Genomic DNA, 12,458 nt, shown 5'->3' on the forward strand with positions numbered 1-12,458 from the left:
GCCGCTCGATCGAGCGGCATTTTTGTTGGGGCCAGGCTTACTCGGAAGCCACCGCGTTCTTCGCCAGGATCGCATTCGCCAATTCCATATCGGTCGCCTGCAGGCCCGGATTGTCGGCGCGGACTTTCTGCATTGCGGCTTCCAGATATGGCCCGCGAATGCCGCCATCACTGGCAACGAAACTGCCGGCATCGTCCTGTGCGGCGATGATCAGCTTGTGATCCTTGAAGGTCAGGTAAGTCGAACCGGTGGTGGCACCGGACGAGATGACGTTACGCCAAAAGCTGTCCGCCATGGCCGAACCAACGGGAAGGGACAGCAAGGCCAGAGTGGCGACAGCAAGTTTGAGACGCATGATGAGATGACTCCTGGGGGTTAACTAGGGCCTTGGATCGCCATTTCCCCGATCCGGTTCCGTGGCGGCCTATTTCTGCTCGCTTTGCGGCGTCACCCGCAGCACTTCTTCCACCGTCGTCAGCCCCGCCGCGACTTTCTGCGCCCCGGACAATCGCAAACTGCGCATGCCTTCCTTGAACGCCTGTCGGCGAATCGCGGTGAGGTCGGCGTCCGGGGTGATGAACGCCTTGAGGCTGTCGCTCAGTTGCATGATCTCGTAGACCCCGGCGCGGCCGCGATAACCGGTGTCGCGACATTCCACGCAACCGATGGCCCGTTGCGCATTACCCGGCAACGGTGCTTGCCACGGGCGGGTCAGGGTTTGCCAGTCTTCGTCTTCGAGCGTCAGCGGTGCCTTGCAATGCGGACACAAGGTGCGCACCAGGCGCTGGGCCATGACGCCGAGCACGGTGGCTTTTATCAGGTAATGCGGCACGCCGAGTTCGAGCAGACGGCTGATGGCGCTGGGGGCGTCGTTGGTGTGCAGAGTCGACAACACCAGGTGCCCGGTGAGCGCTGCTTGAATCGCCATTTCAGCGGTTTCCAGGTCGCGGATCTCGCCGATCATGATGATGTCCGGGTCTTGCCGCATCAGCGCGCGCACCCCGGCAGCGAAACTCAGGTCGATGTTGTGTTGCACCTGCATCTGGTTGAACGCCGGTTCGACCATTTCGATCGGGTCCTCGATGGTGCACAGGTTGACCTCCGGCGTCGCCAGTTTTTTCAGTGTGGTGTACAGCGTGGTGGTTTTGCCTGAGCCGGTCGGCCCGGTGACCAGAATGATGCCGTTGGGCTGGCGGGTCATGTCTTGCCAGCGGCGCAAATCGTCGGCGCTGAAACCCAGTTGATCGAAATCCTTGAGCAGCACTTCCGGGTCGAAAATCCGCATGACCATTTTTTCGCCAAACGCGGTGGGCAGCGTTGAAAGCCGTAACTCGACTTCGCCGCCGTCCGGGGTCTTGGTCTTGACCCGGCCGTCCTGGGGTTTGCGCTTCTCGGCGACGTTCATCCGCCCGAGGCTTTTCAGGCGACTGACAATCGCCATGGTCACCTGCGGCGGGAATTGATAGACGTTGTGCAGCACGCCGTCGATGCGAAAGCGCACGGTGCCTTGTTCGCGCCGCGGTTCGATGTGGATATCACTGGCGCGCTGCTGGAAGGCGTACTGGAACAGCCAGTCGACGATGTTGACGATGTGCGCGTCGTTGGCGTCCGGCTCCTGATCGCTGGCGCCGAGGTTGAGCAGTTGTTCGAAGTTGCCGAGGTTGCCGCTCTGGGCATCGGCATTGCTGGCGCCACTGACCGATTTGGCCAGGCGGAAGAACTCGACGCTGAAGCGCTGGATATCCGCCGGGTTGGCCACCACCCGTCTGATCGGCAGCTTCAATACGTGGGTGAGATCGGCCTCCCAACCGGTGACGTAAGGCTGGGCGCTGGCCACGGTAACCGAATCGCGGTCGACCGCCACGGCGAGAATCTTGTGTCGCTGCGCAAAGGCGTAAGACATCAACGGCGTGATGGCGGCGACGTTGATCTTCAGCGGGTCGATGCGCAGGTACGGTTGGCCGGCCTGCTGGGCCAGCCACAGGGTCAGGCTTTCCAGGTCGAGGTGTTTGCCTGGCCGGCTGAGGTCGTCGAGTTGCTGGCTGGCGATGAACTCCAGTGGATGCTTCTGGCCGTGGGCGGCATGGCGACGGCGGGCATTCAGCGCCTGCTCGGCCGCGTCCTGGCCGATAAAGCCTTGGGCGACCAGTTCACGCAACACCTCGTTGAGATCCAGCCAGCGGTCCTGAGTGGCAAATTGAACGGACATGCGGGCTTCCTTTTGAACGACAGTGCGCAAAAGGATAGTCGCGGCCCTGCAGACCGTTGGGCCACTACCCGACGAAGCCGTTGCCGGATTTGTCAGCCGGCCGCTTGCGCTGGCGCTTCCCAAGCACTGTCGGCGTTTTGCAGGTTCACCGAACAGACGCTGACCAGATTACGAAGTTTTTCCGCGATCACCTGCGCGCGATGCCAGCTCAGCCCGCCCATGACCAGGTCGATCGAAAGCAGATCATCCATGCGCTGCACATTGACCTGCTCGGGCGTGAGGAACTGCAGCGCGAACAGGTTGAGCACCCGCACCAGCAGATCCGGCTCGGCCTCGGCGAGGATCTGATACTGCGCCAGGCAATGAGCGTTGCTGACATTCCAGACATCGGCGCGGGTTGGCGCGGTGGTGACGGCTTCGAGGTGCGGCATGGTGAGTCTCCAAAATTTCTGGAGGAATTTTTACATTCGGTGCTGGGTATTTCTTGGCTATGATCGGCGTTATTGGCGTCTTGTTGAAAAGATCAATTCGCATAACCCGGTTATTAAGGTTTTTCTATGCACAGCGAGCTGGACAGTTACGACCGCAAGATTCTCGCCCTGCTGCAAGAGGACGCATCGCTCTCGAGTGCGCAGATCGCCGAGCAAGTCGGCCTGTCGCAATCGCCTTGCTGGCGGCGGATTCAGAGGATGAAGGAGGAGGGGATCATTCGTGGCCAGGTGACCTTGCTTGATCGCAAGAAGATTGGCCTGAACACGCAGATCTTCGCCGAGATCAAACTCAATGCCCACGGGCGTTCGAACTTCACCGAGTTTACCGAGGCGATTCGCGGCTTTCCGGAAGTGCTGGAGTGTTATGTGCTGATGGGCGCGGTGGATTTTTTGCTGCGGATTGTCGCGGCGGACATCGAGGCGTATGAGCGGTTCTTCTTTGAGAAGCTTTCGCTGGTGCCGGGGATTCAGGAAGTGAATTCGATTGTGGCGCTGTCGGAGATCAAGTCCACCACCAGCCTGCCGGTCTAGCAGAAAAGCAAAAGACTGACTGATCGTACCCACGCTCTGCGTGGGAATGCCTCAATGGACGCTCTGCGTCCGCTTTGGGACGCGGAGCGTCCCGGGCTGCATTCCCACGCGGAGCGTGGGAACGATCATCACAGAGGTGTCACATGCGCAGGAGCATTTTCCATGCGCGATTCTGGTAAACCGCAATCGCCTGCTGCTTGCGTGCATCGAGCAGTTCATCAGTGATCGTCGGCTCGTTGGCCAGTTGCGCCAGTTTGTTCAGCTCGCCGTACAGGCGATCCATTTCCGCGATATCCAGCACATTACGTGCGTGGTGCAGCCAGACCTGAATGCGCTCGATACGCGGCAGTTGTTCAGCCAGATCTTCCGGCTGCTGCTGATAACGCTGCAATTGCAGCGCCGTGGCTTCTTCGCCCAACAGGCGTGGCAACCAGCTGTGCAACTGCGCACCGCCCTGACGGTTACCACGAACGTTGCGGTCGGCGGTCCAGGTGCGAGCCAGCAGCCAGCGCGACGTGCTCAGCGAGAACAGGCCCCAGCGCGGATCTTCGAGTTCTTCCAGGAACTGCTCCGGCGCAGCCTTGCGTACGTCTTCATCTTCGATACCGGCTTGCACCAGCGGACGCCAGTCTTCCAGCAACGCATCCAGCGCGACGCGCAAATCGTGAGTCGACTGACGCGGCGCGGCCTGGCCGAGGCTGCTGAGCAGGGCGCGCATTTCGGCGAGGTTTTCGACCCAGTCGAGCAACAGGCGCCAGTGGCCGTTGAAACGGTACTGTTCAGCCAGACGCTGGCTGCTGCCGAGCAAGTGCCAGCTCAGCGCAGCGAAGGCGTCGTCGAGTTGGGTTTCCGGGGTCAGCTCCGGCGCCGGCAGGCTCAGCGAGTAACTGTTGGCGTCGTACAGGCGATAGCCACGCTCAGCCTTGCTGATGTCACACGGCATCAGTGCCAGGGTTTCGGCCAGCTCGGCGGCCAGTTCCAGCAGCGCGGCAGGCTCACCTTCGCGCAATTCCAGTTCCAGCTCACAGATTTCTTCTTTCTGTTTGCCGACTACCACGTGACCGAGGTCCAGCGCGGCTTCAATGACCACTTTGGTTTTGCCACGGCCCCAGGCGATTTCGGCGCGTTCGCGGACGAAATCGGTGGTGAAGATTGGCTTCAGGGTTTTCTTGTCCAGCTCGGCCAGCGACTCGGGCCAGCATTCGCCGTCGAGTTTTTTCACGTCGAGCTTGGCTTTCGGCAATTTCCAGTCGTATTCATTGCGTTCGGACAGACCGGCAACGCTCTGGCCACGGGTCTTGAGGGTCTGAATCACTTCGTCACCGTCCTTGCGCAGGCGCAGGGCGACTTTGGCCTGGGCCAGATCGCGCTCGGGGGTGTCGAAGTACTGGTTCATCAACTCACGGCGTTCCCAGCCACTTTTGTTGCGTTTTTTCAGTAGCGGGTGCTCGCGCAGGGCGGCGAGGGTTTCGCGGCTGACGCGGAGTTTGATTTCGGTTTCTTTCTGCATGGCCGGAAAATCCAGGATCGGGAGCGCAGCCAGGGAATATGTGGCTGCCAAGGCCGTGCAGTGTACAGGACTCAAACTTCCTACGCCCTGCGGCGGTTTATTCCTGACGCCGGATGGTTCTATGATGGACTTCAATTCGGGAGTTGGAGTCAGCGATGCCTTTGCCGTCCATGCAAGACCAGTTCGCTGCGCTGATCGCCGCGCCATCGGTCAGCTGCACCCAACCGAACCTCGACCAGTCCAACCGTGCGGTGATCGATTTGCTCGCCGGTTGGCTGGGTGACCTGGGTTTCAGCTGCGATATCCAGCAGGTCAGCCCCGGCAAATTCAACCTGCTCGCCAGTTTCGGCAGCGGCCCCGGCGGGCTGGTGCTGGCAGGGCACAGCGACACGGTGCCGTACGACGATGCGTTGTGGCAGACCGATCCGCTGAAGCTCACCGAAGTCGATGGCCGCTGGGTCGGCTTGGGCAGTTGCGACATGAAGGGCTTTTTTGCCTTGATCATCGAAGCGGTGCAGCCACTGCTTGATCAACCGTTCAAGCAACCGCTGCTGATCCTCGCCACCTGCGATGAAGAAAGCTCGATGTCCGGTGCCCGTGCTCTGGCCGAGGCCGGGCGCCCGCTGGGCCGTGCGGCGGTGATCGGCGAGCCGACCGGGCTCAAGCCGATCCGCATGCACAAAGGCATCATGATGGAGCGCATCGACATTCTCGGGCAGAGCGGCCATTCGTCGGATCCGCGTCTGGGCCATAGCGCGCTCGAAGCCATGCACGATGCGATCGGCGAACTGCGCGGCCTGCGTCTGCTGTGGCAGCGTGAATTCAACAATCCGCAGTTCAGCGTGCCGCAACCGACGATGAACTTCGGCTGCATCCACGGCGGCGACAATCCCAACCGTATCTGCGGCCAGTGTTCGCTGGAGTTCGATCTGCGGCCATTGCCGGGTATGGACCCGAAAGTCCTGCGTGCGGAGATTCTGCGCAAACTCAACCCGGTGGCTGAGCGGCATCAGGTGAAGATCGACTACAAACCTTTGTTCCCGGAAGTGCCGTCGTTCGAGCAGTCTGAAGATGCCGAACTGGTGCGCATCGCCGAAAAGCTCACCGGCCACTGCGCCGAAGCAGTAGCGTTCGGCACCGAAGCGCCTTATCTTCAGCGCCTTGGCTGCGAAACCATCGTGCTCGGCCCCGGTGACATTGCCTGTGCGCATCAGCCCGGCGAGTACCTTGAAATGTCACGTTTGCAGCCTACCGTGCATCTATTACGGCAACTGATTGAACATTACTGCCTGAAGAATTGAACGCATCCCTTGTAGGAGCTGCCGAAGGCTGCGATCTTTTGATTTTGTTTTGAAGATCAAAAGATCGCAGCCTTCGGCAGCTCCTACAGGGGTGGGCTGTTAAATTAGTGGTAATCCACCCCGTATTCATGAGGAGAGCGCGCGTGTCGCCAAGCCTGTTCCGACGATAACCATCAGCCCGCTGTGCGTTTTCCGTTTCGCCCCTTTTTCGGCTGCTATTTATTACAGGCCCAGGTTCATGCCCGAATACGTCAATTGGCTTCGTCACGCGTCCCCGTACATCAATGCCCACCGCGACTGCACTTTCGTCGTCATGCTGCCCGGCGACGGCGTGGAGCATCCGAATTTCGGCAACATCGTCCACGACATCGTCCTGCTGCACAGCCTCGGCGTGCGCCTGGTGCTGGTGCACGGTTCGCGCCCGCAAATTGAAACCCGTCTAGCCGCACGTGGCCTGACCCCGCATTACCACCACGGCATGCGCATCACCGATGCCGCGACCCTGGAATGTGTGATCGATGCGGTTGGCCAATTGCGCATCGCCATCGAAGCGCGTTTGTCGATGGACATGGCGTCGTCGCCGATGCAGGGCTCGCGTCTGCGCGTGGCCAGCGGCAACCTCGTTACCGCGCGGCCGATTGGCGTGCTTGAAGGCGTTGACTATCACCACACTGGCGAAGTGCGCCGGGTCGACCGCAAGGGCATCAATCGCCTGCTCGACGAACGCTCGATCGTCCTGCTGTCGCCGCTGGGCTACTCGCCGACCGGTGAAATCTTCAACCTCGCCTGCGAAGACGTCGCCACCCGCGCCGCCATCGATCTGGGCGCGGACAAACTGCTGCTGTTCGGTGCTGACCTCGGTCTGATCGACGAGAACGGCAAACTGGTGCGCGAGTTGCGTCCACAGCAAGTACCGGCGCATTTGCAGCGTCTGGGCAGCAGCAATTATCAGGCGGAACTGCTCGATGCCGCCGCCGAGGCCTGCCGTGGCGGTGTGGCGCGCAGCCATATCGTCAGTTACGCCGAAGACGGCGCGCTGCTGACCGAACTGTTCACCCGTGACGGTGGCGGTACGCTGGTCGCTCAAGAACAATTCGAACTGGTGCGCGAAGCGGCGATTGAAGACGTCGGCGGCTTGCTCGACCTGATCAGCCCGCTGGAAGAGCAGGGGATTCTGGTGCGTCGCTCGCGTGAAGTGCTGGAGCGCGAGATCGAGCAGTTCAGCGTGGTCGAGCGTGAAGGGATGATCATCGCTTGCGCGGCGTTGTATCAGATTGCCGATTCCGACGCTGGTGAACTGGCGTGCCTGGCGGTGAATCCGGAGTATCGCCATGGCGGTCGCGGTGATGAGCTGCTGGAACGCATCGAAACCCGCGCGCGGGCGCAGGGCTTGAAGACACTGTTCGTCCTCACTACCCGTACCGCGCACTGGTTCCGCGAGCGCGGCTTCGAACCGAGCAGCGTTGAACGCCTGCCAGCGGCGCGGGCGTCGCTGTACAACTATCAGCGCAATTCGAAGATCTTCGAAAAGACCCTTTGATTAATCAGGGTGTGGCGAGTGGGGCAGGCTAAAGTCCCCACATCGCTGCACCTGTTGTGCATTCCTGTCTCAACCTCTCCTTCTGATTCCCTCCGCTGAAATCCCCGCCTGAAATGACTTTGTGCATTCCGGCAGGGACGGCGGCAGCGCCGTGCGTGAAAAAAATCTCCCGACACACAAACTGTAACAATTGATCCGGATAGTGCGCTGGGTTGGCTGCTGGGTGATGAAACTGTTACAGGATTGTTTCAGGGCAAATCCGTTCAGACAGGGCAGCTTAATACTCTTCAGGAATTGATCGGCGCGTTGTTGGGGGGGAGCACCAGAGCGTGCAAATACGGGCTTTAAATTCCTAAAGGGTATTAGAAAAGAAGGCATCCATTCTTTTCAGATTCATGACGAGCTCATGAATCTGCATGGACCAAAAAACCGCTGATTAGACCTTGGTCGTAGACACACAAAGTTACGATTGACTTGTGGGTCACGCTCTGGCGCTAATCGCAAACCTTTGGAACCCGGGCATCGATCCGGGCCAGGTCAACAAGAATTAGAAACGAGAGGAGCTTAACAATGAATAAGTCCACCTTGGCCGTGGCTGTGGCCTTTGGGGTATTGGCGCAGCAGGCAGGTGCCGCGGGTTTCATCGAAGACAGCAAGGCTTCTATCAGTTCCCGCACCATGTATTTCAACAACGACAACCGTGATGGCGGCGCAGATCAGAGAGAAGCCGCGCAGGGCTTCAAGTTTGATTACCTGTCCGGCTTCACTCAGGGCACGGTCGGGTTTGGTCTTGATGTGCAGGCGCTCAGCGGCATTCACCTGGATGGTGGTCGTGGGCACCACCCAGACAATAACTCGTTCAGCCCAAGTGATTCCGACGGTTCAGCAACGCAGTCCTGGAGCCGCGTAGCGGGTAACGTCAAGGCTCGTCTGTCCAAGACCGAAGCTCACCTGGGTGGCGCTCTGCAACCTAGCTTGCCGATTCTGGTTGCGAACGATAGCCGTCTGCTGCCTCAAACCTTCGAGGGTGGCACGATCACCTCCAAGGAAATCGACAACGTTACCTTCAATGCTGGTCAGCTCGAGCACGCTGTGGGTCGCGCCTCGACAAACAGCACCGGCCTCGCTGTGGCCGGGGGGACGCAGGACAGCAACCAGTTCCGCTATGCCGGTGCTGATTGGAAGGTCACCAAAGACCTGACCCTGCAGTACTACCATTCGAACCTGCAGGATTATTACAAGCAGAACTTCTTTGGTCTGGTACATGTGCTTCCGATCGGCACCAACCAGTCGTTCAAGACCGATATCCGCTATTTCGACAGCAGCTCCGATGGCAAGAACGGGGACGCAGGCTACCGCTTCAATAACAACGGTGGTTATGCCAAGACCCCGGGCGAGGTCGATAACAAGACCTGGAGCGCCATGTTCACCTATACCTTGGGTGGCAATGCCTTCTTGCTTGGCCATCAACGCGTCAACGATGACGGTGGCTTCGTTTACCTGAACCAAGGCAACGTGGTCGATGGCAACGGTCGCCCTGAAGGTGCCGGTGGCGCCAGTTTCTACCTGTTCACCGACTCCATGATCAACGGTTTCGTTCGTGCCGGTGAAAACACCACCTTCGGTCAGTACTCCTACGACTTCGCAGGTCTGGGTGTACCGGGCCTCAAAGCTTCGATCGCTTACCTGTATGGCGACAACATCAAGGCAACGAATGGCACCGGCAGCGATATGTCCGAGTGGGAACGGGACATGCGTATCGATTACACCATTCAGCAGGGTGCTCTCAAAGGTTTTGGTGTGACTTTGCGCAATGGTGTTTATCGCGGCAGCGAAATCAATATTGCCGATCAGGATCAGACTCGCCTGATCTTCAACTACACCTACAGCTTCCTGTAACAAGTCCTGAAAAAACCTTGCCGCTCGGCAAGGTTTTTTTTGCGCTTTTTTCTATATTCCAAAATCTAAGCCTTATTGCTCTTTTTATTCTTTTTATGTTCTTCGGCGAAAGCCTAAAGTAGACCCGTCCAGCATTCAAAAGACGCTGCGGTGTTTTGGCATTTTTGTCCCTCGACAATCTGAAGGGTTCAGGAATCGGTGTTGAAGCCGATACCTCCAGTCTGCGTTGCCTTTATATATGCCTGGATGCTCTGAAAAAGAGTGAAACAATTCTTTTCAAGACTATGCCGAGGTATCCTTTCGCGGCTTTGACTGGGGGTAATGGTCCGTCGCGATCAAGCGTTGAGGATTTCGGGCAATCGATCCGGAACCGACCGTAAAAAAAGCAAAAAATTAGAAACGAGAGGAGCGATACATGAACAAGTCCACCTTGGCCCTGGCTGTGGCCGTAGGGGTTATGGCGCAGCAGGCAGGCGCCGCCGGTTTCATCGAAGACAGCAAAGCTACTTTGGGGCTGCGTAACTTCTACATCAACACTGATAACCGTGATGGCGATACCAAAGCTGCCAAGGCTCAGAACAAGCAAGAAGAATGGGGCCAAGGCTTCGATCTGCGTTTCATCTCCGGTTACACCCAAGGCACCGTAGGCTTCGGTATCGACGCCATCGGCCTGGTGGGCGTGCGTCTGGACTCGGGTGGCGGCACCAACGGTGCTACGTCGACCTCCTATGGCGGTACTGTATTCCCGAGCAAGTCCAACGGTGAAGCGGTCGACAACTTCTCCAGCCTGGGTTTGACTGCCAAAGCCAAGATCTCTCAGACCGAACTGAAATTGGGCACCCTGCAGCCAAAACTGCCGGTCATCGTGACCAACGACGGTCGTATGCTGCCGCAAACCTTCCAGGGTGGCCAGATCACTTCGAGCGAGATCAAGGATCTGACGCTGGTTGCTGGTCAAATCGAGCACGCCAAGGGCCGTAACTCCAGCAACAACGAAGAGTTGTCGATTGCTGGCTCCAACGCTCACACCGCTGCCGGTCGTGACAGCAACAAGTTCATCTACGGTGGTGGCGACTACAAAATCACCAAAGACCTGACTGCCCAGTACTACTACGGCAATCTGCAGGATTACTACAAGCAGCACTTCCTGGGTCTGGTGCACAACTGGGCAATCGGCCCGGGTGTATTGAAGTCTGACTTCCGTTACTTCAACAGCCGTGACGATGGCGCCAACGGTAACGACCCTGCCTACTACACCACCGGTGACTACGGCACTGGCATCACCAAAGGCAAGGTAGACAACAACCTGTACAGCGGCTTGTTCCTGTACACCGTTGAAGGTCACACCTTCGGTGGCGGTTATCAGGTCAGCAACGGCAACAGCGACTTCCCTTGGCTGAACCAGGGTGACGGCTCGTCGGCTTACATCACCACCGACATGCAGATCGCCAAGTTCGCTCGCGCAGGTGAACGTACCTGGCAAGCTCGCTACTCGTACGACTTCGCCAAAGTTGGCGTACCAGGCCTGACCGCCGGCGTGGTTTACCTGCGTGGCGATAACATCGACACCACCGGTAAAGTCGGCGACCGTCAAGTCAGCACCAACGCGACCGGCCGTTCCGAGTGGGAACGCGACATCACCGTTGGTTACGTAGTACCTGAAGGCCCGCTGAAAAACGTTGGCGTGATGTGGAAAAACGCTATGTGGCGCAACGACATCCCAGGTCAGCGTGACCAGGACGAAAACCGCCTGATCGTCAGCTACTCGATCCCGCTGTTGTAATAGCGCGCTCCTGTATCTGATGTAAAAAGCCTGATGTAAAAAAGCCCCGTCCGGCATCGCGCCGGACGGGGCTTTTGCGTTTTCGAGTCAGGCTCACCCCCGTAAGCCCTCCTCGAGATTTCCCTCTTTACAGCAACTCAAGGCCTTCTCGAACCTTGCGACCGATGTTCGTTGGGATGCCTGCCAGCGTCCAGTGAACAGAAGTTTAATATTCACTAATGATCTAGATATCTATTTATTTATTCTTTTTCACGATGGCAAAACCCGGGCTAGAGTTGAGGTTTCGAACAACTCATCAGGAGCAGGACCATGAGCCTCAGACTCGGCGACATCGCCCCCGATTTCGAACAGGATTCCAGCGCCGGCAAGATTCGTTTCCACGAATGGCTGGGCGATAGCTGGGGCGTGCTGTTCTCCCACCCGGCGGACTTCACCCCGGTGTGCACCACGGAGCTGGGCTTCACCGCCAAGCTCAAGGATGAGTTCAGCAAACGCGGCGTCAAAGCCATCGCGCTGTCGGTCGACCCGGTGGACTCACACCATAAGTGGATCGAAGACATCAACGAAACCCAGAACACCGTCGTCAACTTCCCGATCCTGGCCGATGCCGATCGCAAGGTTTCGGATCTGTATGACCTGATTCACCCGAACGCCAACGACACGCTGACCGTGCGTTCGCTGTTCGTCATCGATCCCAACAAGAAGATTCGCCTGACCATCACCTACCCGGCGAGCACCGGGCGCAACTTCCACGAGATTCTGCGGGTGATCGATTCGCTGCAACTCACCGACAACTACAAGGTGGCCACCCCGGCCAACTGGCAGGACGGTGAAGAGGTGGTGATCGTGCCGTCGCTCAAGGATGAGGAAGAGATCAAGCAGCGCTTTCCGAAGGGTTATCGCGCGGTGAAGCCGTATCTGCGCCTGACGCCACAGCCGAATCGTTAAGATCAAAAGATCGCAGCCTGCGGCAGCTCCTACAGGGGGATTTCGGTCCGTGTAGGAGCTGCCGCAGGCTGCGATCTTTTCGAGGCATCCACATAGCAGGGGATTTCAGGCCGTTTCGACGGCCTTTTTTTTCGTCTTGAATAACCTGATCCGTATATCTCCAAAACGCATAACCAAATGAATAAATATGATTTATGGATATATAAATGAGCTGGTAAGGTCACTCCCATCGAAGCGAGATCGCAA

The 12,458-nt window shown here is 58.3% G+C and carries 10 protein-coding genes; 6 read left to right on the top strand and 4 right to left on the bottom strand.

Annotated elements, in window-relative coordinates; genetic code table 11:
* Positions 1–37 precede the first annotated feature (37 nt).
* The 3 genes from QZR14_RS04055 to QZR14_RS04065 form a co-directional block, all read right to left on the bottom strand.
* The gene (locus tag QZR14_RS04055; protein ID WP_171057234.1) at positions 38–358 is read right to left on the bottom strand and encodes a DUF2388 domain-containing protein; all 321 of its coding nucleotides are present in this window, start codon (positions 356–358) and stop codon (positions 38–40) included.
* Positions 359–424: 66 nt separating this feature from the next.
* Positions 425–2,209 carry a GspE/PulE family protein gene (locus QZR14_RS04060; RefSeq protein WP_311995946.1) on the bottom strand — a complete coding sequence of 595 codons (1,785 nt, stop codon included), beginning with the start codon at positions 2,207–2,209 and terminating at the stop codon, positions 425–427.
* A gap of 92 nt (positions 2,210–2,301) precedes the next feature.
* The gene (locus QZR14_RS04065; protein ID WP_250605748.1) at positions 2,302–2,640 is read right to left on the bottom strand and encodes a hypothetical protein; all 339 of its coding nucleotides are present in this window, start codon (positions 2,638–2,640) and stop codon (positions 2,302–2,304) included.
* A gap of 126 nt (positions 2,641–2,766) precedes the next feature.
* Here QZR14_RS04065 and QZR14_RS04070 point away from each other — a divergent pair, with 126 nt between their 5' ends.
* The gene (locus QZR14_RS04070; RefSeq protein ID WP_016983809.1) at positions 2,767–3,231 is read left to right on the top strand and encodes an Lrp/AsnC family transcriptional regulator; all 465 of its coding nucleotides are present in this window, start codon (positions 2,767–2,769) and stop codon (positions 3,229–3,231) included.
* A gap of 139 nt (positions 3,232–3,370) precedes the next feature.
* Here the strand turns inward: QZR14_RS04070 and QZR14_RS04075 are convergent, their stop codons facing one another.
* Positions 3,371–4,741, bottom strand: coding sequence for a CYTH domain-containing protein (locus QZR14_RS04075; protein ID WP_311995947.1), 1,371 nt, complete (start codon positions 4,739–4,741; stop codon positions 3,371–3,373).
* A 155-nt stretch (positions 4,742–4,896) separates the two neighbouring features.
* Here QZR14_RS04075 and argE point away from each other — a divergent pair, with 155 nt between their 5' ends.
* From argE to QZR14_RS04100, 5 genes are all read left to right on the top strand, one after another.
* Positions 4,897–6,042 carry an acetylornithine deacetylase gene (gene argE, locus QZR14_RS04080; protein WP_250605750.1) on the top strand — a complete coding sequence of 382 codons (1,146 nt, stop codon included), beginning with the start codon at positions 4,897–4,899 and terminating at the stop codon, positions 6,040–6,042.
* 238 nt (positions 6,043–6,280) lie between these two features.
* The gene (gene argA / locus QZR14_RS04085) at positions 6,281–7,582 is read left to right on the top strand and encodes an amino-acid N-acetyltransferase (RefSeq protein ID WP_103302491.1); all 1,302 of its coding nucleotides are present in this window, start codon (positions 6,281–6,283) and stop codon (positions 7,580–7,582) included.
* Positions 7,583–8,152: 570 nt separating this feature from the next.
* On the top strand, positions 8,153–9,481 hold the full coding sequence (locus QZR14_RS04090; protein WP_311995948.1) for an OprD family porin: 1,329 nt from the start codon (positions 8,153–8,155) through the stop codon (positions 9,479–9,481).
* Between the two features lie 415 nt (positions 9,482–9,896).
* Positions 9,897–11,264: an OprD family porin gene (locus QZR14_RS04095; protein WP_250605752.1), complete on the top strand. Its 1,368-nt coding sequence runs from the start codon at positions 9,897–9,899 to the stop codon at positions 11,262–11,264.
* A gap of 309 nt (positions 11,265–11,573) precedes the next feature.
* Positions 11,574–12,212, top strand: a complete 639-nt coding sequence (locus QZR14_RS04100; RefSeq protein WP_311995949.1) for a peroxiredoxin — start codon at positions 11,574–11,576, stop codon at positions 12,210–12,212.
* Positions 12,213–12,458 lie beyond the last annotated feature (246 nt).

Origin of the sequence: Pseudomonas sp. rhizo66 (genome assembly GCF_031931925.1) — a bacterium.
In the GTDB taxonomy this organism is placed as follows: domain Bacteria; phylum Pseudomonadota; class Gammaproteobacteria; order Pseudomonadales; family Pseudomonadaceae; genus Aquipseudomonas.

Bases quoted from the DNA above. Each gene is read 5' to 3' on its own strand.
- argE (WP_250605750.1), top strand. From the start codon at position 4,897: ATGCCTTTGCCGTCCATGCAAGACCAGTTCGCTGCGCTGATCGCCGCG.
- QZR14_RS04095 (WP_250605752.1), top strand. From the start codon at position 9,897: ATGAACAAGTCCACCTTGGCCCTGGCTGTGGCCGTAGGGGTTATGGCG.
- QZR14_RS04075 (WP_311995947.1), bottom strand. From the start codon at position 4,741: ATGCAGAAAGAAACCGAAATCAAACTCCGCGTCAGCCGCGAAACCCTC.
- QZR14_RS04065 (WP_250605748.1), bottom strand. From the start codon at position 2,640: ATGCCGCACCTCGAAGCCGTCACCACCGCGCCAACCCGCGCCGATGTC.
- QZR14_RS04060 (WP_311995946.1), bottom strand. From the start codon at position 2,209: ATGTCCGTTCAATTTGCCACTCAGGACCGCTGGCTGGATCTCAACGAG.
- QZR14_RS04100 (WP_311995949.1), top strand. From the start codon at position 11,574: ATGAGCCTCAGACTCGGCGACATCGCCCCCGATTTCGAACAGGATTCC.
- QZR14_RS04070 (WP_016983809.1), top strand. From the start codon at position 2,767: ATGCACAGCGAGCTGGACAGTTACGACCGCAAGATTCTCGCCCTGCTG.
- argA (WP_103302491.1), top strand. From the start codon at position 6,281: ATGCCCGAATACGTCAATTGGCTTCGTCACGCGTCCCCGTACATCAAT.
- QZR14_RS04090 (WP_311995948.1), top strand. From the start codon at position 8,153: ATGAATAAGTCCACCTTGGCCGTGGCTGTGGCCTTTGGGGTATTGGCG.